This window comes from Burkholderia cenocepacia, assembly GCF_900446215.1.
Taxonomy (GTDB): domain Bacteria; phylum Pseudomonadota; class Gammaproteobacteria; order Burkholderiales; family Burkholderiaceae; genus Burkholderia; species Burkholderia cenocepacia.
Map to the genome: position 1 here is coordinate 190,545 of NZ_UAQZ01000001.1, position 24,967 is coordinate 215,511.

A 24,967-nucleotide genomic window follows, 5' to 3' on the forward strand; every position below is an offset into this window, starting at 1 on the left:
TGCGTGCCATCGTAGGCAACCCGATCCTTCGAGAAAACCGCTATATTTCCTGAAACATTTTCAGGAATTTCAGAATAATGACGTCCGATCCGATTCCAGCGCCCGACAAGCCGCTCGACCTGCTCGACGTTGCGCTGTTCGTCCGCGCGGCGCTGCTGTCGAACGTCAGCGCGGCCGGGCGCGAATTCGGCGTGTCGGCCGCCGTTGCCAGCGCACGCATCGCGCAGCTCGAACGCCAGCTCGGCGCCCGGCTGCTGCACCGCACCACGCGCCGCATCAGCCTCACGCAGGACGGCGAAGTCTTCATGGCGCGCGCCGACGCGCTGCTGGCGGCCGCCGACGCCGCACGCGCGTCGGTGGGTCGCGGCCGCAGCGAGCCGTACGGGCGCTTGAAGGTGTCGATGTCGTCGTCGTTCGGCCGCCAGCACGTCGCGCCGGTGATTCCGGCGTTCCTGCGCCGCTACCCGTCCGTGTCGCTCGATCTGCGGCTGTCCGACGAGATCGTCGACCTGGTCGACGACGGCTACGACGTCGCGATCCGCCTCGGCGCGCTGAAGGATTCGACGCTCGTCGCGCGCAAGCTCGCCACGAACCGCCGCGTGCTGTGCTGCTCGCCCGCCTATCTCGCCGAACGCGGCACGCCGCGCCATCCGGCCGACCTGACGCAGCACGAGTGCGTGATCCTCGGCGACCAGCGCGACTGGTCGTTCGCGACGCCGCAGGGGCCGCTCACGGTGCGGGTCGGCGGCCGGCTGGTGGCGAGCAACGGCGAGGCGATCCGTGAAGCGCTCGTCGACGGCTTCGGGATCGCGATCAAGTCGACCTGGGACGTCGGCCCGCTGCTCGCGAGCGGCGCGCTCGTCAGCGTGCTCGACGACTATCCGTTCGCGGAAGACGTCGCGATCTGGGCCGTCTATCCGAGCCGCGCGCACGTGCCGCTGAAAACGCTCGCGTTCATCGCGTTCCTGGCCGAGCATTTCGGCGATCCGCCGTACTGGGATCGCGCGAACGGGTGACCCCGCTGCCGCGCACGGTTTCGTGCCGGCCCCGGCCGCCATGCGCGGCCAACCGGCTACAATGGCGCGTTCGCGACGCAATGGCCCGCCGCCGCACCGGGCCCGCGCTCGCAGGCGGCCGCCCGTGGGCCGCGCACGTCATTCATTCGTCTCCCAACCACTCGTCATGACCCACAATCTCGTCATCCAGAGTCTTGCGCCGCTGTCGGACGCCCATCACAAACCGCTGCTCGCGCTGTCGCGCGGCACCCGCATCGTGCAGACCGACGATCACGCGCTGCGCATCGAAAACGCGAGCCCGGCGCAGCGCCTCGACATCGACGCGTACTGCGGCACGCATGCGCTCGACTTCGGCTTCGTCGAGGCCGGCCGCACGCTCGGCGATTTCGGGCTCGCCGTGATGGACATGGATTCGACGCTGATCACGATCGAATGCATCGACGAAATCGCCGATTTCTGCGGGCTGAAAACGCAGGTCGCGGAGATCACCGAAGCGTCGATGCGCGGCGAGATCCGCGACTTCAACGAAAGCCTCACGCGCCGCGTCGCGCTGCTGGCCGGACTCGACGCGCACGCGCTCGAGCGCGTGTACGAAGAACGGCTGCAACTGTCACCGGGCGCCGAGACGATGCTGGCCGGCGTGAAGGCCGCCGGCATGAAGACGCTGCTCGTGTCGGGCGGCTTCACGTTCTTCACCGAGCGGCTGAAGGCCCGCCTCGGCCTCGACTACGCACATGCGAACACGCTCGAGATCGTCGACGGCAAGCTCACCGGCAAGGTGCTCGGCGAGATCGTCAACGCCGACGTGAAAGCCCGCCTGCTGCGCGAGACGTGCGCGTCGCTCGGCCTCGAACCGCACCGCGCGATCGCGATGGGCGACGGCTCGAACGACCTGAAGATGATGGCCGAAGCCGGGCTGTCGGTCGCGTTCCACGCGAAGCCCGTCGTGCGCGATGCGGCGACGGTCGCGTTCGACCATGTCGGCCTCGACGGGCTGCTGCGACTGTTCTGATTTCGCGGCACCGTCAATGAAAAACGCCGGCGCGACAGAGCATCGCGCCGGCGTTTCGTTTTTGTGCCGGACGTGGCCGCCCTGCGATCAACCCAGTGCGGCCTGCATCGCACGCTCAATGTCCGCGCGCAGATCGCCTTCGTCTTCCAGACCGACGTAGAAACGCACCAGCGTGCCGCGATGCGGCCAGTCCGGACGCATCGACGCGACGTCGTAAGGCATCGCGAGGCTGCACGCGCCGCCCCAGCTCCAGCCGATCGCGAACAGCTCGAGCGACTCGACGAAACGGTCGACCTGCTCCGCGCTGTAGCGTTCGTCGAACACCACCGAGAACAGCCCGCCCGCGCCCGTGAAATCGCGCATGAACGACGCGTGCCCCGGGCAGTCGGCGATCTGCGGATGCAGCACCGTCGCAATCTCCGGCCGCGCCTTCAGCCATTGCGCGAGCGCGAGCGCGCTCTTGCTGTGCGCGTCGAAGCGCACCTGCATGCTCGGCAGGCTGCGCAGCACGAGCGAGCAATCGTCGACCGACACGCCGATCCCGCAGCGCATCCGTGCGAGCTTCAGCTTCGCATGCAGCTCCGCGTTCGCGGTGATCGTCGCCCCCATCAGCACGTCGCTGCCGCCCGACTGGTACTTGGTCAGCGCCTGCACCGAAATGTCCACGCCGTGCTCGAACGGCTTGAACGCGAGGCCCGCCGAAAAGGTGTTGTCGATCGCGGTGACGATGCCGCGCGCCTGCGCGGCCGCCGTGATCGCCTGCACGTCGGGCACTTCCATCGTCACCGAGCCGGGCGCCTCGATCCAGATCAGCCGCGTGTTCGGCTGGACCAGCTCGGCAATGCCGGCGCCGATCAGCGGATCGTAGAAGCGCGCGGTGATGCCGAAGTCCTTCGCGAGCCAGTTGCCGAAATCGGCGTTCGGGCCGTACACGTTATGCGGAATCAGCACGTCGTCGCCCGCTTTCACGATCCCGAAGTAGACGTTCATGATCGCCGCGAGGCCCGACGGCTGCAGCAGCGCGTGCGTGCCGCCCTCGATCTCGGCGAGCCGCTGCGCGAGCGCGAGTGACGTCGGCGTCGCGTGCAGCCCGTAGCGCCACTGGTTATCGTTGTGCCAGACCAGCGCGCGCATCGTCGCGAGATCGGGGAACACGACCGTCGACGCGCGCGCAACCGGCGGCACGAACGAACGGAAGCCTTCCGGAATGACGTCGTCGGGTTGAACGATGCGGGTTTGCAGCGCGCGCTTGGGAGTGGATGCAGTCATGACGGGGAGCCGGGCACGAGGCCGTTCGGTTGCGGAATATGTCGTTAGAGTAGCCAAAATCGGCGCGCTTGGCCCGGTACAATGCGCGCCGCGCACACCGAGCCAGCGCGTGCTCAGTCGTCGGTACGCAGGTTGACGACGCCGCCTACCGTCTCGATTTCGTGCACGCGACCGTCGCGCACCTGCAGCGCCGCGCGCTTGCCCGGCGCCAGGCGCAGCACGACCGGCTGCGGGTCCGATTCGTCCGAGTTCATCCGGTCGGCCTTCAGGTCGCCCGTCGCGTCGAAGCGGCCGATCCACACGCCGGTGATGTTGGTGCCGTCGTTCGATTCCTCGATCTCCAGCGTATCGCCGTCGCGGTCGCCCGCGAGCAGCACGACCTCGCCCGTGTCGGCGAACTGGTATTCGCCGTGCACGCCTTCCTCGTCCGTCTTCGGGCCGAGATGCACGACGATCGGCCGGTCGCCGAGCGTGCCTTCGTAGCGCGGCAGGCGGGCGAACTCGGGATTCGGTTTCAGCGGCCGCGCCGGCGCCGGTTCATCCTGCTGCACGCCCGGCGCGACTGCCTGCGCGGCGACGCTCCCCGGCATCGCGATACCTGCGACCAGCGCGCCGGCGACGAGCGCCCGTTGCCATTCCGAATATCGACCCACGTTGTGTTGCTCCTTGCTTCAGATTCGCCCGACATCGCGGACGGCACCGGGTCGAAACCCGGTTCCTGCGTGACCGCGCAAGCCTGCGCGGCAAATGCGCCGGCCTGCGCGTGTCGCGTCAGCCCTGCATCAGGCGTTCCACCGCATCGCGACGCGGAATCGGCGCGACCGCGCCGTAACCGGTCGTCGACAGCGCCGCCGCCGCGTTCGCATAACGCGCGGCCGCGAACGGATCGTCGCCCGCGACGATCCGCGCGACGAATGCGCCGCCGAAGCAGTCGCCCGCACCGGTCGCGTCGACGGCCTCGACCGCGAAGCCCGGCACGACGCGCCGCTCGTTCGGCGTCGCGACATACGCGCCTTCCTTGCCGAGTTTCAGCGCGACGACCTGCGGCCCGTGTTCGAGCATCGCGTCGACGATCGCGTCGCGATCGTTCGCGCCCGTGAGCGCCGTGACGTCGTCCCAGCTCGGCAGGCAGATGTCGGTCTGGCGCAGCGCCTCGCGCATCACCGCGCGAGCGCGCGGCAGCGGCCACAGCTTCAGGCGCAGGTTCGTGTCGAAGCTGACCTTCGCGCCGTGGCGACGCGCATGGTCGATCGCCGCGAACGCCGCATCGCACGCGGCCGTGCTGATCGCAAGACTGATCCCCGACAGGTGCACGGCCTTCGCGGCCGCCAGCGCGTCGAGCGGCAAGTCGCCTGTCGCATAGCGGCTCGCAGCCGATCCCGCGCGCAGATAGTCGAACTGGTGGCCGTCGGCGCCGTGCGTGACGAAATACACGCCGGTCGGCGCCGCGCGGTCGATTCGCACGTACGTCGTGTCGACCTGCTCCGACGCCCACATGTCGGCGAGCAGGCGGCCGAACGGATCGTCGCCGATCGCCGACACGAAGCCCGTCGATGCACCCTGGCGCGCCGCCGCGATGCAGAAGTTCGACGTGTCGCCGCCGAAGCCCTGCAGGAATTCAGGGCGTCCCGGCTGCGACTGGTTGAATTCGATCATCGCCTCGCCGAGCGCGAGGATCTCCGGAAATACCGCGGCCATCGCTTACACCTCGCCCCACAGATCGTGGCCGTCGGCGCCCGTGATCTTCACGGACACGAAATCGCCGACCTTGTAGCGCTTCGATGCCTTCGCCGCCGGCTCGACGTAGACGACACCGTCGATCTCCGGCGCATCGGCTGCCGTACGGCCGATGCCGCCTTCCTCGCCGACTTCGTCGATCAGCACCTTGAGCGTCTTGCCGACCTTGCGCTGCATGCGGTGCGCCGACACTTCCTCGGCGACTTCCATGAAGCGTGCACGGCGTTCCTCGCGCACCTCGTCCGGCAGCGCGCCGTCCAGGTCGTTCGCGGTCGCGCCTTCGACCGGCGAATACGCGAAACAGCCGACGCGATCGAGTTCCGCTTCGCGGACGAAGTCGAGCAGCGTCTCGAACTGTTCTTCCGTCTCGCCGGGGAAACCCGCGATGAACGTGCTGCGGATCGTCAGGTCCGGGCAGATCTCGCGCCATTTCTGCACGCGCTCGAGCACCTTCTCCGCGTTCGCGGGGCGCTTCATGCGCTTCAGCACCTCGGGGTGCGCGTGCTGGAACGGCACGTCGAGATACGGCAGTACGTGGCCCTTGAACGGACCTTCCGCCATCAGCGGAATCACTTCGTCGACGCTCGGATACGGATACACGTAGTGCAGACGCACCCACGCACCGTACTGCGCGGCGAGTTCGCCGAGCGCGGCGACCAGGTCGGTCATGCGCGTCTTGATCGGCTTGCCGTTCCAGAAGCCCGTGCGGTACTTCACGTCGACGCCGTACGCGCTCGTGTCCTGCGAGATCACGAGCAGTTCCTTCACGCCCGACTTGAACAGGTTCTCGGCTTCCAGCATCACTTCGGCGACCGGGCGCGACACGAGGTCGCCGCGCATCGACGGGATGATGCAGAACGTGCAACGGTGATTGCAGCCTTCGGAGATCTTCAGGTATGCGTAGTGACGCGGCGTGAGCTTGATGCCGGCCGCAGGGACGAGGTCGACGAACGGATCGTGCGGCTTCGGCAGGTGCGAATGCACGGCCTGCATCACTTCGCCCACCGCGTGCGGGCCGGTGACCGCGAGCACCTTCGGGTGGACTTCCTCGATCAGGTTCGAGCCGCTCGCGCTCGACTTCGCGCCGAGGCAGCCGGTGACGATCACCTTGCCGTTCTCGGTCAGCGCCTCGCCGATCGCGTCGAGGCTTTCCTGCACGGCTTCGTCGATGAAGCCGCAGGTGTTCACGACGACGAGGTCGGCGCCGTCGTAGGTGCCGGAGATTTCATAACCTTCGGCGCGCAGTTGCGTGATGATTTGTTCGGAATCGACGAGCGCTTTCGGGCAGCCGAGGGATACGAACCCTACTTTGGGGGATTGGGACATCTGGAGTGTGGGGGCGTGGCAGCAAAAGCGTGAGTTTACAGGGATTTAGGGGTGGCGAGGCAAAATGAGCGACCGGGAAAGATCGTCGCGTGCCGGATTGGCTGAAGCGCCACATCGGCAGTGCCGGACGGTGCGATCGACACATGCGGGTGCCTTCTGCTCGGCAACGGGTATCGCCATGCGGTTTCGAAGCTGCGCTGCAGAAAAAACAGGGCCAAGGTGCGGTTTTTCGTTGCGCCGCCCGAGCACGGTCCATACCGAGCCACCCCCGATGTACGCCGGCAGCCCGCGACAACGGTATGCCGCCGCGCCGCCTTCCTGGCCAAGCTTGCCGCTCGCGTCCCGACTCCTGTGCGTCGGACGCGCATGTTTCCGCTCGTCCGGCGATCGAAATTGACGCCGCGCAGCATCTCGCCTCATAATGAGACGAATTACTCCGTTTATTAATTTTCGCGCAGCGAACCGAAGCATCTGCCAGCAGCGAGATGACCGCCCGGCGGGACTTCCGGTCGCGCAACGCCCGCGCAAACAAACCCTGCTCGATCCCCGTCAGAAGGACATGCGATGCCCCAATCGAAATCGAACATCAGAAAGAAAACCGGCCTGGCCCTACTGGGCGTCGTGCTGTTGTACTGGATCGCGGTGCCGATCCTTCCGTTTACGTCCATCCCGAACAAGGCGTTCGTGATCCCGGCGCTGGTCGTGATCGGCGAGATCGTGTTCGTGGCCGCCGTCGCGCTGCTGGGAAAGGAATACTGGGCCCAAATAAAAGGATGGGTGACTCGGCGCTTCTGCAGGAAAAACGCGAGCGGCATCGGGAAGTAACGCTCTGTCGCCGGCGGCCGGCGGTCTGGGAAGACATGCCACGCGGTCGGTCAAGCCCATCGCACGAGAATCGGCATGGACTCGCGAAGCCGCTATGCGAAAATCGCGGCATCCGCTCTCTTCAATCGACCCAACGGGGCTCGCATGACTACCCACCTCACGATCGAATTCACCGAACACGCCGCAGAAGCCATCGGCGAACAGACCAGTACCAGCTTTTCCTACGATCAGGGCGCCCATGTCCCGCAACCGGGCGACTTCGTCGAACTCGAAAACTCCCGGCAGACGTTTCTGGTGATCGGCCGCGTGTTCTCGCTGAAGGCCAACTACAGCGCCGTCAAGCTCGTGCTCGACCTGCCGCCGTCGGACGACGATCAGGATTTCGGCCCGGCGCACTGAGTCACGACGAAACGCGTCACGCCAGTCAAAGCCAACGCGCATGCAACGCCGGCCGCGGCGCTGCATGCGTCACCGCCATACGCGTCACTCCTGCGTGACGGGCACATACATGGCCTGCATCAGCCCGCTCGGCAACCGCTTCGTATCGTCGAGCCGCAGCACCGTTTGCGGCAGGTCAGCACCGAACAGCGGAATCCCCGTGCCGAGCACGATCGGCACCCAGCTCAGCGTGATGCGATCGACGACGCCGGCCTTGAGGCCTTCTCGCACGGTCAAGCCGCCGTCCAGATAAACGTGACGATGGCCTTGCTTCGCCAGCTGCTCGAGCAGCGCCGCAAGCGTGCCGTCGAACGGTTCTTCGCCGTGGCGCGACGCCAGTTCGCGGCGCGTCATGACGACCATCCGCTTGCCGGCATACGGCCACGGGTCGAAGTTGATCACCGTGTCGTACGTATTGCGCCCCATCACGATCACGTCGATGTCGTTCATGAGCGCCGTGTAACCGGTGTCATCCGGCGAATCCGATGAAAACGGCTCCAGCCATGACAGATCGCCATTGTCGCCGGCGATGAATCCATCGAGACTGAGCGCGAGAAACACACTGACGCGAGGGCGCATACGAAGCATCCTTTCATGAATGCAAGGATGGCGAGTATAGCGGCGATCCGCGTACCCTGCCGCTGCTTGCGCCACGTCGACAGAGCGGCGTCGCTCGGCTCGATCGCCGGCCGGATCACGCTTCCATGGTCGCCTTCGCCGCCAAGCGACCGAGCCACGGCGCCAGAATCACGCCGGGGTGCGCGACCACCGCATACACGCCTGCGACGCCGGGCAGAAAGCCATTGAGCGGCACGCCGTCGCTCGTCATCGGACGAAGCGCCGACCTCGCGGACAACGGCGCGAGTGTCGCCCGCCCCGCATCGGCGCGGCATCGTACCGCTCGCCGTGCGCGGGAACCGCTCGCGCGTTTCGCGCCTCGCCGTGCAGCGCCGCTTATGGTACGACAGGCGAGCACGAGCCCACACAATCAGGCGCGGCGCGTCCCGGCTTTCGTTCGTATGGACTGGATCTCGATCGACTGGACAACGGCGATGCCCGCGCAGACGAAGCACGGGCATTCGATGCCGACGATCCTGGACGACCGTCGGCGATTTTTTCCGCAGGCGGCAGCCGCGCATCGTCGTGCCCGAATGCACGACCGCGAGCGGCCGCCCTGCTTCGCGGCGCCGACGTCCGACGGCTCGCGCCGCCGCGGCCGGCCTGCCGCGAAACCGTTACTTCTTTTCGGGCTCCGATGCGCCCGGCTGCTTGAACGGGAACGTGCTGAACATCGACTTCGCCTGGTTCTGCATCTGTTCCTGCATCTGCACGAACATGTTCTTCGACTGCTCGATGTAGCTCGTCATCATCCCTTGCATCATCGGCGCCTGCATGTTCATGAACTGCGACCAGACTTCCGGATTCATCGCGTTACCTTCGTAGAGGTTCTTCGATTGATCCGCGAGCTTGTTCTGGATGTCGATGAATGCCTGGATGTTCTTTTCCAGGTACGTGCCCATCATGCCCTGCATCGCATGACCGTAGAAACGGATGATCTGCGACAGCATCGACGACGAGAACATCGGCACGCCACCGCTTTCCTCTTCGAGGATGATCTGCAGGAGAATGCTGCGCGTCAGGTCTTCGTTGGATTTCGCATCGACGACCTTGAAATCCTCCTGCTCGAGCACGAGCTGCTTCACGTCGGTCAGCGTAATGTACGTGCTTGTCTCGGTATCGTAGAGCCGGCGGTTCGGGTACTTCTTGATGAGCCGTTCGGCCGTCTTCTTTGTAGTAGTCATGTAACGCCTTTGAGTGCAGCGTAGCGCAAGTGACGAATCCCCGCCGCCCGAATCCGGGAGGCGGGGGCCTTCGGAAAACGCCCGGCTGCGCGGCCACCCGGCCCGCGCAGCCAGGACGCTCAGCCCATGTGCAGGCCGCCGTTCAGCGAGAAGTCGGCGCCCGTCGCGAAGCCGGAATCGTTCGACGCGAGCCACGCGACGATCGAGCCGATTTCCTCGGGGCCGCCGAGACGCCGCACCGGGATCGTCGCAACGATCTTCTCGAGCACGTCGGGGCGGATCGCCTTCACCATGTCGGTGCCGATGTAGCCCGGCGACACGGTGTTGACCGTCACGCCCTTCGTCGCGACTTCCTGCGCGAGCGACATCGTGAAGCCGTGAATGCCGGCCTTCGCGGTCGAGTAGTTCGTCTGGCCGAATTGCCCCTTCTGGCCGTTCACCGACGAAATGTTGATGATGCGGCCCCAGCCACGTTCGACCATCCCGTCGATCACCTGCTTCGTGACGTTGAACAGGCTCGTCAGGTTGGTGTCGATCACGGCGGTCCAGTCTTCATGCGTCATCTTGCGGAACACGACGTCGCGCGTGATGCCCGCGTTGTTGACCAGCACGTCGATCTCGCCGACTTCGGCCTTGACCTTGTCGAACGCTTCCTTGGTCGAGTCCCAGTCGCCGACGTTGCCTTCCGACGCGATGAAGTCGTACCCGAGCGCCTTCTGGTCCTCGAGCCATTTCACCCGGCGCGGCGAGTTCGGGCCACAACCTGCGACCACCTTGAAGCCGTCTTTCGACAGACGCTGGCAGATGCTGGTGCCGATGCCGCCCATCCCGCCCGTTACGTACGCAATTCGCTGAGACATAAATCTCACTCCATTTTTTGGTTTCGAGAGCTGCCGGAGGCCCCCTCTGACTTCACGTGACGCCGGCCGAAGCCGCAATCGGCCGGCGCACGGATTCGGTACGCCGGTGACGAACGGCCGGTTACGGACGCTCGACCGCGAGCGCGACGCCCATCCCGCCGCCGATGCACAGCGACGCCAGCCCGCGCTTCGCGTCGCGCTTGACCATCTCGTGCAGCAGCGTCACCAGGATCCGGCAGCCCGACGCGCCGATCGGGTGGCCGATCGCGATCGCCCCGCCGTTCACGTTCACCTTCGACGTGTCCCAGCCCATCTGCTTGTGCACCGCCAGCGCCTGCGCCGCGAACGCCTCGTTGATTTCCATCAGGTCCAGGTCGCCCGGCGTCCAGCCCGCGCGCTCCAGCGCACGGCGCGACGCCGGCACCGGGCCCATGCCCATCACGCTCGGGTCCACGCCCGCGTTCGCATACGCCTTGATCCGCGCCAGCGGCGTCAGGCCCAAGGCGGCTGCCTTCTGCGCCGACATCACCAGCACCGCCGCCGCCCCATCGTTCAGCCCCGACGCGTTCGCCGCCGTCACCGAGCCGTCCTTCGCGAACGCCGGCTTCAGCCCCGCCAGCGACTCCGCCGTCACGCCGTGACGCACGAACTCGTCGGTCGCGAACTGCAGCGGCTCGCCCTTGCGTTGCGGAATCGACACCGGCACGATCTCGTCGTTGAAACGCCCGGCCTTCTGCGCGGCTTCCGCCTTGTTCTGCGACAGCGCCGCGAACGCGTCCTGCTCTTCGCGCGTGATCCCGTATTCCTTCGCGACGTTCTCCGCCGTGATCCCCATGTGGTACTGGTTGTACACGTCCCACAGCCCGTCGACGATCATCGTGTCGACCAGCTTCGCGTCGCCCATCCGGAACCCGTCACGCGAGCCCGGCAGCACGTGCGGCGACGCGCTCATGTTCTCCTGGCCACCCGCGATCACGATCTCCGCGTCGCCCGCGACGATCGCGTTCGCCGCCAGCATCACGGCCTTCAGGCCCGAGCCGCACACCTTGTTGATCGTCATCCCCGGCACGGCGTTCGGCAGCCCCGCCTTGATCAGCGACTGCCGCGCCGGGTTCTGCCCGGAGCCGGCCGTCAGCACCTGGCCCATGATCACTTCGCTGACCTGCTCGGGCTTCACGCCCGCACGCTCCAGCACTGCGCGGATCACCGTCGCGCCCAGTTCGGGCGCCGCAACCTTCGCCAGCGAGCCGCCGAATTTGCCGACCGCGGTCCGCGCGGCCGATACGATCACTACATCCGTCATTTCCCTTTCCTCCAGGCCCGCACGACACGGCGCGTCGTTACCGGCCCTGTTAAAAAAACTGCGGTGCACCGGACAGCGTGCGCCGCTGTCCGGTTTTCGTCAATCGCGCTGCAACACGTAGCGCCCGGGCGCCGGCTCGATCACCGGGAATTGCGCGGAACCCGGCTGGGCCGGCGGCGCGACCTTGCGACCGCCGTACGCGTCGAGCCACTCGACCCACGTCGTCCACCAGCTTCCCGGCTGCTCGGTCGCCGCGGCAAACCAGTCGTCCGCGGATTCGGGCAGGTCGCCCTCGTTGACCCAGTAGCTGCGTTTCTTCTTCGCCGGCGGATTGATCACGCCCGCGATGTGTCCCGACGCGCCGAGCACGAACTTCAGCGGGCCCGACAGGATCGACGTCGATGCGTAGGCCGTCTGCCACGGCACGATGTGATCCTCGCGCGAACCGTAGATGAAGGTCGGCACGTCGATCAGCGACAGGTCGACCGATTCGCCGCACACGGTCAGCGCACCCGGCTCGCGCAGCTTGTTTTCCAGATAGGTATGGCGCAGATACCACGCGTACATCGGGCCCGGCAGGCTCGTCGAATCGCTGTTCCAGTACAGCAGGTCGAACGGCGCGGGCGTGCGGCCCTTCAGGTAGTTGTCGACGACGTAGTTCCACACGAGATCGTTCGGCCGCAGGAACGAGAACGTGTTCGCGAACTCGACGCCGCGCATCAGCCCCGGCTGCGCACCGTTCTTGCCGCCGATGGTCTGCTCGCGCATCTGCACGTGCGCCTCGTCGACGAACACGTCGAGGATGCCCGTATCGGTGAAGTCGAGCATCGCGGTGAGCAGCGTCATCGACGCGGCCGGATGTTCGCCACGCGCGGCGAGCACCGCGAGCGCGGTCGCGAGCATCGTGCCGCCGACGCAGAAGCCGAGCGTGTTGATCTGCTCGCGGCCGCTGATCTGCTGCACCGCGTCGATCGCCGCGAGCAGCCCTTCGTTCATGTAGTCGTCCCACGTCTTGTGCGCGACCGATGCATCCGCGTTGCGCCACGACACGAGGAACACCTGATGACCGTTCGACAGCGCGTGCGCGACGAGCGAATTCTCCGGCTGCAGGTCGAGGATGTAGAACTTGTTGATGCACGGCGGGACGATCAGCAACGGCCGCTCGAACACCTTGTCCGTCTTCGGCGTGTACTGGATCAGCTGGATCAGGTCGTTCTCGTACACGACCGAGCCTTCGGTACATCCGAGGTTCTTGCCGACCACGAACTGCGATTCGTCGGTCTGCGAAATCTTGCCGCGCTGCAGGTCGCCGAGCAGGTTCATCATCCCCTGCCGCAGGCTTTCGCCCTGCGTCTCGAGGATCGATTTCTGTGCGTCGGGATTGAGTGCGAGGAAGTTGCTCGGCGCGGCGGCGGCCGTCCATTGCTGGACCGTGAAACGGATGCGCTCACGCGTCTTCGGATCGGTCTGAAGCGCGTCGGCCAGCTCCTGCAGATAGCGCGCGTTGAGCAGATACCAGGCGGCCGCGAACGCATGCGCGGGGGACGCCTTCCATGCGTCGCCGCTGAAGCGGCGGTCCTTCAGCTCCGGCGACTCGAGCTTCGCGGCGGCCGCCTGCTGCATCAGCGTCATGCAATCGCGTGCGTAGTCGGCCTGCAATGCCTGGAGCCGTTCGGGCGGAATCGCGGCAACCGGCAGCTTCAGCCCCGCGAACGGCGACGCCATCGCGCCGAAGTCGGGCATCGACGGCATCTGGAACGGAAACGACGTCGGGAACTGGAATGTCGCGAACGGATTGACGGAGGCCGATGCCGTCGCGGCGCGCGCCGGATCTGCAAAACCGCGCCACGCGTTCAACCACGACTCGAACATCTGCTGCATCGGCTGGGCGGCCGGATCGAAACCGGTGCTGCCCGCGGAAGTGCCCGCATGCGCGGACGTCGACGAATTTTTCGATGCTGTCATTACCTGCCTTACCGGTGATTCGTGAGCGTCAATCGTGAAATCCTGCTCGCGCGCGGCGTGCCGGCTGCGAGCCGGGCCGTCATGCTCTGGAGAGGCGTCTCCAGATTCTGCCGCAGTGCGGTATTTTTATCATTATCGTTTTCCCCATGTGAAGCGCCCCGTCAAACCACTGAACATTTCGGCACGGAGATAATCCGCGCACAACAGACGGGACAAGGGTTCCGGCGAAACATAAAACATTTTGTTTAGCTTGACGTCGGGATTTTTCATTCAGTCGCGCATGCAACGCCGTATTGCCGCCTCAATATCGAGATAACTCGATTTCGCGGCGCAACAAAGCCGGCGCGCATGCGCATGCAATCAATCGGCCAGCCAGATTGCCGCGGCCATGCGCCCCGTCACGCGGTCGCGCCGGTACGAATAGAAGCGCGCACGCTCGGCGACCGTGCACGCCGTCCCGCCGCTCACGTGCGCCACACCCGCACGCGCGAGTCGCAGGCGCGCGAGCGCGTAGAGGTCGGCCAGGAACTTGCCGGGCGCGCCGTCGATCGCGACGAACGCATGACGGGTTTCATCATGCTCCGACTGCGGAGCCGTGTCGAGAAACGCATCGCGCACATCGGCGCCGACCTCGAACGCCTGCGGGCCGATCGCCGGACCGAGATACGCATGCAGCGCGTCCGTCGCGCCGCCCGCAAGCGCCGCGACGCGCGCCGCCGTCTGCTCGACGATGCCGGCCGCGAGCCCGCGCCAGCCCGCATGCGCGGCGCCGACCGCGCGGCCCTGCGCGTCGCACAGCAGCACGGGCAGGCAATCGGCCACCATCACCACGCAGACGGCGCCTGCCTGATCGGTCACGCTCGCGTCGGCTTGCACCGGCGCCGTGGCACCAGGCGCGGCGGCGATCACCGCGTCCGCCTGCACGATCTGCGCGCCGTGAACCTGCTCGAGCCATGCGGCGCCCGACTGGCCAGCGAGGGCCAGCACGCGCGCGCGGTTGGCGGCGACATGGCCGGGATCGTCACCGGTATGCAGGCCGAGATTCATCCCGCCCGGCAGCGCGGCGCCGTCCTGCCAGCGCCCGTACGGGCCTTCGCTCACACCGCCGTCGCGGGTCGTGATCAGCGCGCGCACGCGCGGCGACACCTGCCAGTCGGGCCGCACGCAGTCCTGCCACGTCAACGGCGCCAGGTTCGTCATCGGCACTCACTCCTCCTCATCGTCGTCCAGATACGGCTCGTCGTCGTGATACTCGCCGCCGAAATCGTCATCGTCGTAGACACCGTCGTCGTCGTCGAATTCCTCGTCGCCCTGCCCGAAGCCGAGCGCGGCGACCAGTGCGTTCATGTCGTCCGGCAGCGGGCAGCGCCACTGCATCGCCTTGCCCGTGACCGGATGCACGAGGCCGAGCCGCCACGCATGCAGCGCCTGTCGCGCGAACCCGTCCGGCAGCGGCGTGACCGAGCGCTTGCCGCGCGCGCGCCCGTAGACCGGATCGCCGAGCAGCGGATGTCCGGCATGCGCGCAATGCACACGGATCTGGTGCGTACGGCCGGTTTCGAGATCGCACTGAATCGCCGAAACCGGCTGACGTTGCCACAGGCATGTGTCAACCGTGCGGAAATGCGTGCGCGCGGGCTTGCCCGACGCGCCGGTGACGACGGCCATGCGCGTGCGCTCGCGCGGATCGCGGCCGATCGGCGCGTCGATCGTGCCCGCCTCGGGCATCGTGCCCCACACCAGCGCGAAATAGCGGCGCTTCACCGTGCGGGCCTGCAGCTGGCGCACGAGGTCCGTCTGCGCGGCCAGCGTGCGGGCGACCACCATCAGGCCGGAGGTTTCCTTGTCGAGCCGGTGGACGATCCCCGCGCGCGGCAGGCCGGCCGCCGCGTCGCCGTAGCGATGCAGGAGGCCGTTGAGGATCGTGCCGCTCCAGTTGCCGGCGGCCGGATGCACGACGAGGCCGGCCGGCTTGTTGATGACGACGAGCGCGTCGTCCTCGTAAATCACGTCGAGCGGCACGGGCTCCGGCGTGAACGCGAGTTGCTCGGGCAGCAGATCGGGCACGAGCGCGATCTTCGCGCCGAGCGGCACCGGCTGGCGGATCTTCGCCGGCGCGCCGTCGACGAGCACGCGCTGCGCCTCGATCCAGCTCTGCAGGCGGCTGCGCGAGAATTCGGGGAACAGTTGGGCAAGCGCCTTGTCGAGCCGTTCGCCGGCGAGCGACAGCGGCACTTCGACGATACGCGGCGCGTCATCGCCCGCCACGGACGGCACGACGGGCGGCTGCATCGCGTCGCCGGCCAGATCGTCATCGAGGGAATCCCCCGAGGCAGCGTCGGCGGGCCGATCGCTTGGGCTATAATCTTCGCGATTTGGTGTGCCCGGCTGGGCATTCTGCGAACTTGAACGGGTCATTTAGACTGGGTCACCGAGACTTGAAGCTAGGACATGCGAGCATGATGAATTCGACCAAACGCACGGCCAGAACCGTCGCCGCCCGGGCTGCGGCGGTAGCGGCCGCGGCCCTCATCGCCGGCTGCCACGGCTTGCCGCAGAAGCAGGACGAGACGGCTACCTGGTCGAACAACAAATTATACTCAGAGGCCCAGGACGCACTGTCCGGCGGCGACTGGGGCAAGTGCGCGAAATATTTCGAATCGCTGCAAGGCCGCGATCCGTTCGGCCATTTCGCACAGCAGGCGCAGATCAACGTCGCGTACTGCAACTGGAAGGACAACGAACCGGCAGCCGCCGACCAGGCCGTCGACCGCTTCATCCAGCTCCACCCGGATCATCCGGATATCCCGTACGCGTACTACCTGAAGGGGATGATCCACTTCAACGACGATCTCGGCCTGTTCGGGCGCTTCTCCGGCCAGGACATGAGCGAACGCGATCCGCAGGCGCTGCGCGAATCGTACGATGCGTTCAAGGTCGTCGTCGATCGCTTCCCGAAGAGCAAGTACGCGCCCGACGCGGCCGCACGGATGCGCTACATCGTCAACGCGCTCGCGTCGCACGAAGTGCACGCGGCCGACTACTACTACCGTCGTGGCGCGTATGTCGCGGCCATCAACCGCGCCCAGCTCGCGATCAAGGACTACAAGGGCGCGCCGGCGATCGAGGATGCGCTGCACATCATGATCCTGTCGTACGGCAAGCTGAACCAGCCGGAACTCGCCGAGGACACCAAGCGCGTGCTCGCGGGCACGTTCCCCGACAGCCCGTATGTGACGGGCCATTCGCGCCCCGGTGCGAAGAAGTCGTGGTGGCAGTTCTGAAGCACGGCGCGATGTAACATCCGTTGTGCACACAAAAAACCCGGCCATCGAGCCGGGTTTTTTTATTGGCGCCGCATGCAAGCGGCACCGGGACAATCAAGCGACAAGTGCCGCGCGCGCGATCAAGCGCGCTTGTCCGAGCGGTGCTCGTCGAAGAAATCCTGCACGACCGCGATCTCGCGCGTGCGCTTGAACGGCGGCAGGCTTTGCCAGATCCGGCGCCCGTACGGCTTGTCGACGAGTCGCGTGTCGCAGATCATCAGCACGCCGCGATCCGTCTCCGCACGAATCAGCCGGCCCGCGCCCTGCTTCAGCGTGATCACGGCCTGCGGCAGCTGATGCACCGCGAACGGGCTCAGCCCCTTCTTCGTCAACGCATCGAGCCGCGCGGCCAGCACCGGATCGTCCGGCGGCGCGAACGGCAGCTTGTCGATCACGACCAGCGACAACGCATCGCCGCGCACGTCGACGCCCTCCCAGAAACTCTGGCTACCGACCAGGATCGCATTGCCGTACGCGCGGAAGCGGTCGAGCAGCTCGGTACGGCTTGCGTCGCCCTGCACGAGCAGCGGCGTGTTCCAGCCGCGCGCCTCGATCACGTCGCGCAGCTTCGAGGCGATCCGGTCGACCGCGCGCAGCGTCGTGCACAGCATGAACACGCCACCGCCGGACGCCTCGATCGCCGGCAACGCGGCATCGAAGACGGCATCGGTAAACGCCGGCGAAGACGGTTGCGGCAGGTTGCGCGGCACGTACAGCAACCCCTGCGACTGGTAATCGAACGGGCTGGCGAGCGTCATCGAACGACGCGAGCTGAGGCCCATCTGCGCCGCGTAGTGCGTGAAATCGCCGCGCACCGACAACGTGGCCGACGTGAACACCCACGCACGCGGCACACCCGCACGCTGCTTCGCGAAAATCGGCGCGACCGACAGCGGCGTTTCGTGCAGTTGCACGGTATGCGCGAACACCTCGACCCAGCGCACCTTCTCGTTCGGATCGCCGTCAGTGGCCGCGTTGTCGCCCGCCACGGCCGCATCGGCCCGCGCGGCCGCTTCCGCCGCGCCGGGCGCGACCCAGCCGGCCAGCAGGTCCTGCAGCTCGCGGGCGCGCCGCAGACACGCGCCGAGCGATTCCGCACGCTCGGCCTGGCTCGCGAGTGCCGACGCGAGCGCATCGAGCGCAGCGTCGAGCGCATCGAGCGCACCGAACATCGGGTGATCGTCGCCGAGCTGCGCGAGCGACATGCGCACGATCTGGTCGTTCGCGAACGCGAGACGCAAGTCGCGCGCCGCGCGCTCGAGATCGCCGCCGAGCTTCACCCACTCGACCGCGTCGCGTGCATGGCTCAGGCCTTCGGCCACCGTGTCGCGCGCGAGCTCGAGGATCTGCGTCGTCGACAGCGTCTCGCCGAAGAACAGCGTCGCCGTCTCCGGCAGCTGATGCGCTTCGTCGAAGATGATCGTGTTCGCGTTCGGCAGCAACTCGGCCATCCCCGTGTCGCGCAGCATGATGTCCGCGAAGAACAGGTGATGGTTGACGACGACGATGTCAGCCTGCTGGGCCTCGCGCCGCGCCTGCATCACGAAGCATTCCTTGTAGTGCGGGCATTCCTGGCCGAGGCAGTTGTCGCGCGTCGACGTGACCATCGACCACACGGGCGCGTTTTCCGGCACGCTTGCGAGTTCGGCCTTGTCGCCGCTCTTCGTGATCTTCGCGAAGCGGACGATTTCCTGCAGATAGGCCGTGTCCTGCCGCGACGGCAGCCGGCCGTTGTCGGCCGTGCGTTGCAGGTAGTAGTGGCACAGATAGTTGGCGCGGCCCTTGAGCATCGCGACCGACACCGGCACCGCGAGCGCGTTGCGCACGGTCGGGATGTCACGCTGGAACAGCTGGTCCTGCAGGTGCTTCGTGCCGGTCGACACGATCACCTTGCCGCCCCACAGCATCGCGGGCACCAGATACGCGTAGGTCTTGCCGGTACCCGTGCCGGCTTCGACGATCAGCGTGTTGTCGCCCGCGTCGTTGTCCGATTCGGCTGCCGCGGCATCGTCCGCAGCCGGCCCGGCCGTCTTGTCGCCGTCGCCGAGACGGCGTGCCGGCCGCTTGCGGGTTTCGAAGATCTCGGGTTCGGGCATCCGGCGCGCGGACGCTTCCATCGCGGACGCGACCGCGCGCGCCATCTCGATCTGCGACGTACGCGGCCGATAACCGTCGAGCGCGCGCGCCAGCAACCCGCCTTCGCCGAAGATCGTGTCGAGCTCGTCGACACGCTTGCGGCTCAGCTCGAAAGTGCCTTCGGGCGCACGAACGCGCCCGGCGGACGTCGTGTCACGCCGGGCATCGGGGGTGGCTTCAAGCGGTGAATTCAAGGCAAGCGTTCCTGTGTCCAGCGCCCGGGCGGCGCCGGCGCTTGCCAGGCCGCGCTCAGGCGCGCTTATCCGGTTCGAGCTGCGATTGCAGCAAAATGATTTTGTCCTTGGCCGCCAGCTTTTCCTTCTTCAGCCGGTGCAGCGTGATGTCGTCGATGTCGGAGTGTCCTTCCTTCAGCTCGATCTCCCGAGCGAGCTGCTGGTGCTGCTCCTGCAATGCAGCCAAACGGTTGTGCAATTCCTGCTGCTGTTCCGTGTGACGGTTTTGCATAGTTGCCTCCTCATCGAAGCAGCGCGACGGCCGGCGTGCCGACGCGCCCGAGACTGATCCCGATCAATTCAACACGTTACTGCCCCTGCTGCTGTTGCTGCTTGGCCTTCTCGGCCGCTTCCTGCTGACGCCGCTCGACATCGGCCTTGTGCTGCGCGGCTTCCTTCTGCTTCTGCTCGTAGCGCGTGGCGTTGTCCGCCCGTTCCTGCGCCTTCTGCGCCGCCTGCTGGTGCGCCTGGTCGAGCTTGCGCTGGAAATCCGCCTGCTTCTGGTCGTATGCCTGCTTGCTCGCCGCGCGTTGCGGTCCTTCCGCGCCGCGCTGCGCCTGTTTCAGTGCATTCTGCTCCTGCTTGTCGCGGAATGCAGCCGCGTTCGCCGCTTCGTTCGCCGCCCGCTGCGGCGCTTCCGCCGCGTTCCGGGCCTGCTTCAGCGCCTGCTGCTGGTCGCGCTGCTGCGCGCGCACCGCACGCTGCTCGTCGTTGAGCGCGAGCTGCTCCTGGCGAATGCTCGCCCGTTCCTCGCGCATCTGGTCGCGCGCCTTGCCGAGACAGTGATTGACGAAGAACTTGCTGTAACAATCGTGCTCCGCCACCGCATAACGATAATCGTTTTCCGCGGAGCGTTGATTGAGCACTTTTTGACGGGCGTCGAAATCCGGGACGGCGGAGGCGGCAACGGGCGCGGACGCGACGGCGTCCGGCGCGCTGGCGTCAGCGGCCTGCGCGAATGCGCCGGAAGGCCCGGCAGACAAAGCCGCGGCGAGCGCTGCGCCGAGCGCGACGAGAGAAATGCGGGAAGTTGGCAACGTCGTAGGAAAGCTGCGGGACATGTGTCAAATTCTATCACCCCCGGCTGGACGCTCCGCCATTTATGGCAAAATGCCCCGCTTCATTCATCCGCGGCCTCTGGCCCGTCGGGCCCGCCGGGCAGCCCGCCGCTCCGGGCCTGCCGGCCCGCGCCGCGATTTCAGCAGGCAGACAGACCATCCACGACATGACGGAAACCGTAGCACTCAAGATCGTACAGCGCATCGCCACCGAACTGTCCGTCCAGCCGCGCCAGGTCGCGGCGGCCGTGCAACTCCTCGACGAAGGCTCGACCGTTCCGTTCATTGCCCGGTACCGCAAGGAAGTGACCGGCAACCTGGACGACACGCAGCTGCGCCAGCTCGAGGAACGCCTCCTGTACCTGCGCGAGCTCGAGGATCGCCGCGCCACGATCCTGTCGAGCATCGACGAACAAGGCAAGCTGACCGACGAGCTGCGTGCCGCGATCGACGCGGCCGACAGCAAGCAGGTGCTCGAAGACCTTTATCTGCCGTACAAGCCGAAGCGCCGCACGCGTGCGCAGATCGCCCGCGAAGCCGGCCTCGAACCGCTCGCGCAGGCGCTGCTCGCGAACCCGCTGCTCGACCCGCAGGCCGAGGCGGCCGCGTACGTCGACGCCGACAAGGGCGTCGCCGACGTGAAGGCCGCGCTCGACGGCGCGCGCGACATTCTGTCCGAACAGTTCGGCGAGACGGCGGAGCTGCTCGGCAAGCTGCGCGACTACCTGCACAACCAGGGCGTCGTGTCGTCGGCCGTCGTCGAGGGCAAGGAAAACGAGGAAGGCGAGAAATTCCGCGACTATTACGACTACGCGGAAACCATCAAGACCGTGCCGTCGCACCGCGCGCTCGCGCTGTTCCGCGGCCGCAACGCCGGCGTGCTGACGATCAAGCTCGGTCTGGGCGAAGAGCTCGACGCGCAAGTGCCGCATCCCGGCGAGGCGATGATCGCGCGCCATTTCGGCATCGCGAACCAGAATCGCCCGGCCGACAAATGGCTGTCCGACGTCTGCCGCTGGTGCTGGCGCGTGAAGGTGCAGCCGCATATCGAAAACGAACTGCTCACGCAGTTGCGCGAAACGGCCGAAACCGAAGCGATCCGCGTGTTCGCGCGCAACCTGAACGACCTGCTGCTGGCCGCGCCGGCCGGCCCGAAGGCCGTGATCGGCCTCGACCCCGGCCTGCGCACCGGCGTGAAGGTCGCGGTCGTCGACCGCACCGGCAAGGTGCTCGCGACCGACACGATCTACCCGCACGAGCCGCGCCGCGACTGGGACGGTTCGATCGCGAAACTCGCGCGCATCGCCGCGCAGACGCAGGCCGAACTGATCAGCATCGGCAACGGCACCGCGTCGCGTGAAACCGACAAGCTCGCGAGCGAACTGATCGCGAAACATCCGGAGCTGCGCCTGCAGAAGATCGTCGTGTCGGAAGCCGGCGCGTCGGTCTACTCGGCGTCCGAGCTCGCCGCGAAGGAATTCCCGGAACTCGACGTATCGCTGCGCGGCGCCGTGTCGATCGCCCGCCGCCTGCAGGACCCGCTTGCCGAACTCGTGAAGATCGAGCCGAAGGCGATCGGCGTCGGTCAGTACCAGCACGACGTGAACCAGCGCGAACTCGCCCGCTCGCTCGACGCGGTCGTCGAGGATTGCGTGAACGCGGTCGGCGTCGACGCGAACACCGCGTCGGCCCCGCTGCTCGCCCGTGTGTCGGGCCTGAACGCGACGCTCGCGCGCAACATCGTCGACTATCGCGATGCGAACGGCCCGTTCCCGTCGCGCGAGCACCTGCGCAAGGTGCCGCGCCTCGGCGACAAGACCTTCGAGCAGGCCGCCGGCTTCCTGCGCATCAACGGCGGCGAGAACCCGCTCGACCGCTCGTCGGTGCACCCGGAAGCGTATCCGGTCGTCGAACGGATACTCGCGAAGATCAACAAGCGCATCGACGACGTGCTCGGAAACCGCGAAGCGCTGTCCGGCCTGTCGCCGATGGAATTTGTTGACGAACGTTTCGGCCTGCCGACCGTACGCGACATCCTGGCCGAACTGGAAAAGCCGGGTCGCGATCCGCGTCCGGAATTCAAGACGGCCACGTTCCGCGAAGGCGTCGAGAAGGTCTCGGATCTCGTACCGGGCATGACGCTGGAAGGCGTCGTGACGAACGTCGCCGCGTTCGGCGCGTTCGTGGATATCGGCGTGCACCAGGACGGCCTCGTCCACGTGTCCGCGATGTCGACGAAATTCATCAAGGACCCGCACGAGGTCGTGAAGGCCGGCCAGGTCGTCAAGGTGAAGGTGCTCGACGTCGACGTGAAGCGCCAGCGCATTGCGCTGACGATGCGCCTCGACGACGACGCGGCAGCGCCCGGCATGTCGTCGCGCGGCGGCCAGGATCGCGGCAACGCAGGGCGCGGCGCCGCCCGCCCGCAGCGTTCGCGCGAGCCGGAGCCGGCCGGCGCGATGGCCGCGGCGTTCGCGAAGCTCAAGCGCTGAACAAGCGAATAGACCCGCCGTCGCCGTACGAAAAAGCCCGCCGAAAGGCGGGCTTTTTCATTATCCGGGTACCTATGACGCGGCCGGACGGCCCGCGCGCCGGGCCCGTCAGATCTCGATCTTCGTCCCGAGCTCGACGACGCGGTTCGCCGGAATCGCGAAGAAATCGGTCGGCTTCGCGGCGTTCTGGTGCATCCATGCGAACACCCGCTCGCGCCAGATCGACATCCCTGGCAGATGCGTCGGCACGACCGTTTCGCGCGCGAGGAAGAACGACGTGTCCATCAGCTCGAACGTCATGTCGTGCGTGCGGCCGAATTCCTCGAGCACGGCCTTCACGTCCGGCGTCTCGTTGAAGCCGTACTCGGCCTTGACGATGTACAGCCCGCCGCCCGCATCGCGCGCGCTCTGGCGCTTGTCGTCGCGCACGTACGGAATGTCGCGCGTGACGAACGTCAGGAAAATGGTCCGTTCGTGCAGCACCTTGTTGTGCTTCAGGTTGTGCAGCAGGCTGACGGGCACGAGCTTGTCGTTGCCGGTCAGGTAGATCGCGGTGCCCGACACGCGATGCGGCGGATGGGCGAGCAGGCCCTGCAGGAACGGCTCCAGCGGAATACCGTCGGCCGCCGTGCGCTCCTTGACGATGTGACGCCCCTTGTACCAGGTCATCAGCAGGAAGAACAGCAACGCGCCGATACCGAGCGGCAGCCAGCCGCCCTGCGCGACCTTCAGCAGGTTCGCGCCGAAAAAGCCGAGGTCGATCGCGAGGAACACCGCGATGATCGCGCCGACCAGCAGCCGGTTCCAGTTCCACACCTTCACCATCACGACGCACGCGAGCACGGTCGTGATCACCATCGTCGCCGTCACCGCGATGCCGTACGCGGCCGCGAGATTGTCCGAGCTCTTGAAGCCGACGACGATACAGAGGATCACGGCCAGCAGCAGCCAGTTCACGACCGGCACGTAGATCTGGCCGATCGCGAGCTCGGACGTATGCAGCACCTTCATGCGCGGCACGTAGCCGAGCTGGATCGCCTGCGACGTCAGCGAATACGCGCCCGAGATCACGGCCTGGGACGCGATCACGGTCGCGACCGTCGACAGCACGACGAGCGGCAGCAGCCCCCATTCGGGCGCCAGCAGGAAGAACGGGTTTTCGATCGCTTTCGGGTTCTGGATCAGCAGCGCGCCCTGCCCGAAGTAGTTCAGCACGAGCGACGGCATCACGAGCCCGTACGCGGCGTACCGGATCGGCTTGGCACCGAAGTGGCCCATGTCCGCGTAGAGCGCTTCCGCGCCGGTCAGCACCAGCACGACCGAGCCGAGCACGACGTAGGCCTGCAGCAGGTGGTCGGCCATGAACGATGCCGCGTAATACGGATTGATTGCCGCGATGATGCCCGGCACGCGAACGATGTGGTACACGCCGAGCGCCGCGATCACGACGAACCACAGCACCATGATCGGGCCGAACAGCTTGCCGACCAGCGCGGTACCGTGCCGCTGGATCCAGAACAGCGCGATCAGGATCACGATCGTGATCGGCAACACGAGATGGGACAGGTGCGGCGTCGCGATCTCGAGACCTTCGACGGCCGACATCACGGAAATCGCCGGCGTGATCACCGCGTCCCCGTAGAACATGCAGGCGCCGAATATCCCGAGCGCCATCAGCGCGCCCGCGACCCGGGTCTTGGAGTCGAGCGGGCGCAGCGACAGCGCCATCAGCGCGAGCACGCCGCCCTCGCCGTTGTTGTCCGCCCGCATCACGAACAGCAGGTACTTGACGCCGACCACCAGGATGATCGCCCAGAACAGCAGCGAGATCACGCCGAGAATCGAGCCTTCGGTCAGCGGAATGCCGTGCGCGGGGCTGAACGCCTCCTTGAGCGAATACAGCGGGCTGGTGCCGATGTCGCCGAACACGACGCCGATGGCTGCTATCGCTAGCGCCCGCATCGAGTGTTGTTGCGTCGAATGCGGCGCGTGTGCGGCGTCGGTCGCGTGAGTCGTGTCGTTCATATGAAGCGTAATAATCGGGTCCGGGTCGGACAAAACGAGCGCTATTCTACTCGCGCCCCCGTGAAACGCCGTCCTGCCGTGTTGCCGTGGAACCACGTGATCCACGCCGCGCATGCAATCCGGCGCGACCTGTGGCAGGGCTGC

Annotated in this window: 22 protein-coding genes; 6 read left to right on the forward strand and 16 right to left on the reverse strand. The window is 66.6% G+C overall.

Annotated features, from left to right (window positions below; all coding sequences use genetic code 11):
• Positions 1-77 precede the first annotated feature (77 nt).
• Both DTA15_RS00835 and serB read left to right on the forward strand, forming a co-directional pair.
• Entirely contained in the window at positions 78-1,016 is a 939-nt protein-coding gene (locus DTA15_RS00835; RefSeq protein WP_006485262.1) for a LysR family transcriptional regulator, read from the forward strand.
• Positions 1,017-1,182: 166 nt separating this feature from the next.
• Positions 1,183-2,028, forward strand: a complete 846-nt coding sequence (gene serB / locus DTA15_RS00840) for a phosphoserine phosphatase SerB (protein WP_012492650.1) — start codon at positions 1,183-1,185, stop codon at positions 2,026-2,028.
• Between the two features lie 87 nt (positions 2,029-2,115).
• Here the strand turns inward: serB and DTA15_RS00845 are convergent, their stop codons facing one another.
• From DTA15_RS00845 to rimO, 4 genes are all read right to left on the reverse strand, one after another.
• Entirely contained in the window at positions 2,116-3,297 is a 1,182-nt protein-coding gene (locus DTA15_RS00845) for a cystathionine beta-lyase (protein WP_006485263.1), read from the reverse strand.
• Between the two features lie 113 nt (positions 3,298-3,410).
• Positions 3,411-3,950 carry a hypothetical protein gene (locus tag DTA15_RS00850; RefSeq protein WP_006485258.1) on the reverse strand — a complete coding sequence of 180 codons (540 nt, stop codon included), beginning with the start codon at positions 3,948-3,950 and terminating at the stop codon, positions 3,411-3,413.
• A gap of 118 nt (positions 3,951-4,068) precedes the next feature.
• Positions 4,069-4,995, reverse strand: coding sequence for a sugar kinase (locus DTA15_RS00855; protein ID WP_006485268.1), 927 nt, complete (start codon positions 4,993-4,995; stop codon positions 4,069-4,071).
• 3 nt (positions 4,996-4,998) lie between these two features.
• Positions 4,999-6,360 (reverse strand): 30S ribosomal protein S12 methylthiotransferase RimO, encoded by a 1,362-nt coding sequence (gene rimO / locus DTA15_RS00860; RefSeq protein WP_006485253.1) that lies wholly within the window; start codon positions 6,358-6,360, stop codon positions 4,999-5,001.
• Between the two features lie 564 nt (positions 6,361-6,924).
• On the opposite strand from rimO, the gene DTA15_RS00865 reads away from it, so the two are divergent.
• Together DTA15_RS00865 and DTA15_RS00870 are read left to right on the forward strand one after the other, a co-directional pair.
• Positions 6,925-7,185 carry a transporter suffix domain-containing protein gene (locus tag DTA15_RS00865; RefSeq protein ID WP_006485271.1) on the forward strand — a complete coding sequence of 87 codons (261 nt, stop codon included), beginning with the start codon at positions 6,925-6,927 and terminating at the stop codon, positions 7,183-7,185.
• A 144-nt stretch (positions 7,186-7,329) separates the two neighbouring features.
• Positions 7,330-7,584: a hypothetical protein gene (locus DTA15_RS00870; RefSeq protein ID WP_012328614.1), complete on the forward strand. Its 255-nt coding sequence runs from the start codon at positions 7,330-7,332 to the stop codon at positions 7,582-7,584.
• Positions 7,585-7,668: 84 nt separating this feature from the next.
• Here the strand turns inward: DTA15_RS00870 and DTA15_RS00875 are convergent, their stop codons facing one another.
• From DTA15_RS00875 to DTA15_RS00910, 8 genes are all read right to left on the reverse strand, one after another.
• Entirely contained in the window at positions 7,669-8,277 is a 609-nt protein-coding gene (locus DTA15_RS00875) for a dihydrofolate reductase family protein (RefSeq protein ID WP_227743220.1), read from the reverse strand.
• Between the two features lie 40 nt (positions 8,278-8,317).
• Positions 8,318-8,452, reverse strand: a complete 135-nt coding sequence (locus DTA15_RS00880) for a hypothetical protein (protein WP_006485266.1) — start codon at positions 8,450-8,452, stop codon at positions 8,318-8,320.
• Between the two features lie 406 nt (positions 8,453-8,858).
• Entirely contained in the window at positions 8,859-9,425 is a 567-nt protein-coding gene (gene phaR / locus DTA15_RS00885; RefSeq protein ID WP_006485265.1) for a polyhydroxyalkanoate synthesis repressor PhaR, read from the reverse strand.
• Positions 9,426-9,544: 119 nt separating this feature from the next.
• Positions 9,545-10,285 carry a 3-ketoacyl-ACP reductase gene (locus tag DTA15_RS00890; RefSeq protein WP_006491801.1) on the reverse strand — a complete coding sequence of 247 codons (741 nt, stop codon included), beginning with the start codon at positions 10,283-10,285 and terminating at the stop codon, positions 9,545-9,547.
• Positions 10,286-10,406: 121 nt separating this feature from the next.
• The gene (locus DTA15_RS00895; protein ID WP_006485256.1) at positions 10,407-11,588 is read right to left on the reverse strand and encodes an acetyl-CoA C-acetyltransferase; all 1,182 of its coding nucleotides are present in this window, start codon (positions 11,586-11,588) and stop codon (positions 10,407-10,409) included.
• 99 nt (positions 11,589-11,687) lie between these two features.
• Positions 11,688-13,553, reverse strand: a complete 1,866-nt coding sequence (phaC, locus tag DTA15_RS00900; RefSeq protein WP_006485252.1) for a class I poly(R)-hydroxyalkanoic acid synthase — start codon at positions 13,551-13,553, stop codon at positions 11,688-11,690.
• Between the two features lie 360 nt (positions 13,554-13,913).
• Positions 13,914-14,753 (reverse strand): peptidoglycan editing factor PgeF, encoded by an 840-nt coding sequence (gene pgeF, locus DTA15_RS00905; protein WP_012492651.1) that lies wholly within the window; start codon positions 14,751-14,753, stop codon positions 13,914-13,916.
• Positions 14,754-14,759: 6 nt separating this feature from the next.
• Positions 14,760-15,971 carry an RluA family pseudouridine synthase gene (locus DTA15_RS00910; RefSeq protein ID WP_034178468.1) on the reverse strand — a complete coding sequence of 404 codons (1,212 nt, stop codon included), beginning with the start codon at positions 15,969-15,971 and terminating at the stop codon, positions 14,760-14,762.
• Between the two features lie 41 nt (positions 15,972-16,012).
• Between DTA15_RS00910 and DTA15_RS00915 the strand changes: the two genes are divergently transcribed.
• Positions 16,013-16,837 carry an outer membrane protein assembly factor BamD gene (locus DTA15_RS00915; protein WP_006484415.1) on the forward strand — a complete coding sequence of 275 codons (825 nt, stop codon included), beginning with the start codon at positions 16,013-16,015 and terminating at the stop codon, positions 16,835-16,837.
• Between the two features lie 122 nt (positions 16,838-16,959).
• On the opposite strand, the gene yoaA is transcribed toward DTA15_RS00915, so the two are convergent.
• The 3 genes from yoaA to DTA15_RS00930 all read right to left on the reverse strand — a co-directional run bounded on the left by yoaA (position 16,960) and on the right by DTA15_RS00930 (position 20,309).
• Complete coding sequence (gene yoaA, locus DTA15_RS00920; RefSeq protein ID WP_006493492.1) at positions 16,960-19,209, reverse strand: DNA repair helicase YoaA; 2,250 nt, start codon at positions 19,207-19,209, stop codon at positions 16,960-16,962.
• A 55-nt stretch (positions 19,210-19,264) separates the two neighbouring features.
• Positions 19,265-19,480, reverse strand: a complete 216-nt coding sequence (locus DTA15_RS00925; RefSeq protein ID WP_006478692.1) for an HP1242/YdcH family protein — start codon at positions 19,478-19,480, stop codon at positions 19,265-19,267.
• 76 nt (positions 19,481-19,556) lie between these two features.
• Positions 19,557-20,309: a hypothetical protein gene (locus tag DTA15_RS00930; protein WP_006485898.1), complete on the reverse strand. Its 753-nt coding sequence runs from the start codon at positions 20,307-20,309 to the stop codon at positions 19,557-19,559.
• A gap of 164 nt (positions 20,310-20,473) precedes the next feature.
• On the opposite strand from DTA15_RS00930, the gene DTA15_RS00935 reads away from it, so the two are divergent.
• Positions 20,474-22,798, forward strand: coding sequence for a Tex family protein (locus DTA15_RS00935; protein ID WP_006485902.1), 2,325 nt, complete (start codon positions 20,474-20,476; stop codon positions 22,796-22,798).
• A 108-nt stretch (positions 22,799-22,906) separates the two neighbouring features.
• Here the strand turns inward: DTA15_RS00935 and DTA15_RS00940 are convergent, their stop codons facing one another.
• On the reverse strand, positions 22,907-24,823 hold the full coding sequence (locus DTA15_RS00940; RefSeq protein WP_006485906.1) for a potassium transporter Kup: 1,917 nt from the start codon (positions 24,821-24,823) through the stop codon (positions 22,907-22,909).
• Positions 24,824-24,967 lie beyond the last annotated feature (144 nt).

Coding starts and splice junctions, on each gene's coding strand:
- DTA15_RS00835 (WP_006485262.1), top strand. CDS start 78: ATGACGTCCGATCCGATTCCAGCGCCCGACAAGCCGCTCGACCTGCTC.
- serB (WP_012492650.1), top strand. CDS start 1,183: ATGACCCACAATCTCGTCATCCAGAGTCTTGCGCCGCTGTCGGACGCC.
- DTA15_RS00845 (WP_006485263.1), bottom strand. CDS start 3,297: ATGACTGCATCCACTCCCAAGCGCGCGCTGCAAACCCGCATCGTTCAA.
- DTA15_RS00855 (WP_006485268.1), bottom strand. CDS start 4,995: ATGGCCGCGGTATTTCCGGAGATCCTCGCGCTCGGCGAGGCGATGATC.
- rimO (WP_006485253.1), bottom strand. CDS start 6,360: ATGTCCCAATCCCCCAAAGTAGGGTTCGTATCCCTCGGCTGCCCGAAA.
- DTA15_RS00865 (WP_006485271.1), top strand. CDS start 6,925: ATGCCCCAATCGAAATCGAACATCAGAAAGAAAACCGGCCTGGCCCTA.
- DTA15_RS00870 (WP_012328614.1), top strand. CDS start 7,330: ATGACTACCCACCTCACGATCGAATTCACCGAACACGCCGCAGAAGCC.
- DTA15_RS00880 (WP_006485266.1), bottom strand. CDS start 8,452: ATGACGAGCGACGGCGTGCCGCTCAATGGCTTTCTGCCCGGCGTCGCA.
- phaR (WP_006485265.1), bottom strand. CDS start 9,425: ATGACTACTACAAAGAAGACGGCCGAACGGCTCATCAAGAAGTACCCG.
- DTA15_RS00890 (WP_006491801.1), bottom strand. CDS start 10,285: ATGTCTCAGCGAATTGCGTACGTAACGGGCGGGATGGGCGGCATCGGC.
- DTA15_RS00895 (WP_006485256.1), bottom strand. CDS start 11,588: ATGACGGATGTAGTGATCGTATCGGCCGCGCGGACCGCGGTCGGCAAA.
- phaC (WP_006485252.1), bottom strand. CDS start 13,553: ATGACAGCATCGAAAAATTCGTCGACGTCCGCGCATGCGGGCACTTCC.
- pgeF (WP_012492651.1), bottom strand. CDS start 14,753: ATGACGAACCTGGCGCCGTTGACGTGGCAGGACTGCGTGCGGCCCGAC.
- DTA15_RS00910 (WP_034178468.1), bottom strand. CDS start 15,971: ATGACCCGTTCAAGTTCGCAGAATGCCCAGCCGGGCACACCAAATCGC.
- DTA15_RS00915 (WP_006484415.1), top strand. CDS start 16,013: ATGATGAATTCGACCAAACGCACGGCCAGAACCGTCGCCGCCCGGGCT.
- DTA15_RS00925 (WP_006478692.1), bottom strand. CDS start 19,480: ATGCAAAACCGTCACACGGAACAGCAGCAGGAATTGCACAACCGTTTG.
- DTA15_RS00930 (WP_006485898.1), bottom strand. CDS start 20,309: ATGTCCCGCAGCTTTCCTACGACGTTGCCAACTTCCCGCATTTCTCTC.
- DTA15_RS00935 (WP_006485902.1), top strand. CDS start 20,474: ATGACGGAAACCGTAGCACTCAAGATCGTACAGCGCATCGCCACCGAA.
- DTA15_RS00940 (WP_006485906.1), bottom strand. CDS start 24,823: ATGAACGACACGACTCACGCGACCGACGCCGCACACGCGCCGCATTCG.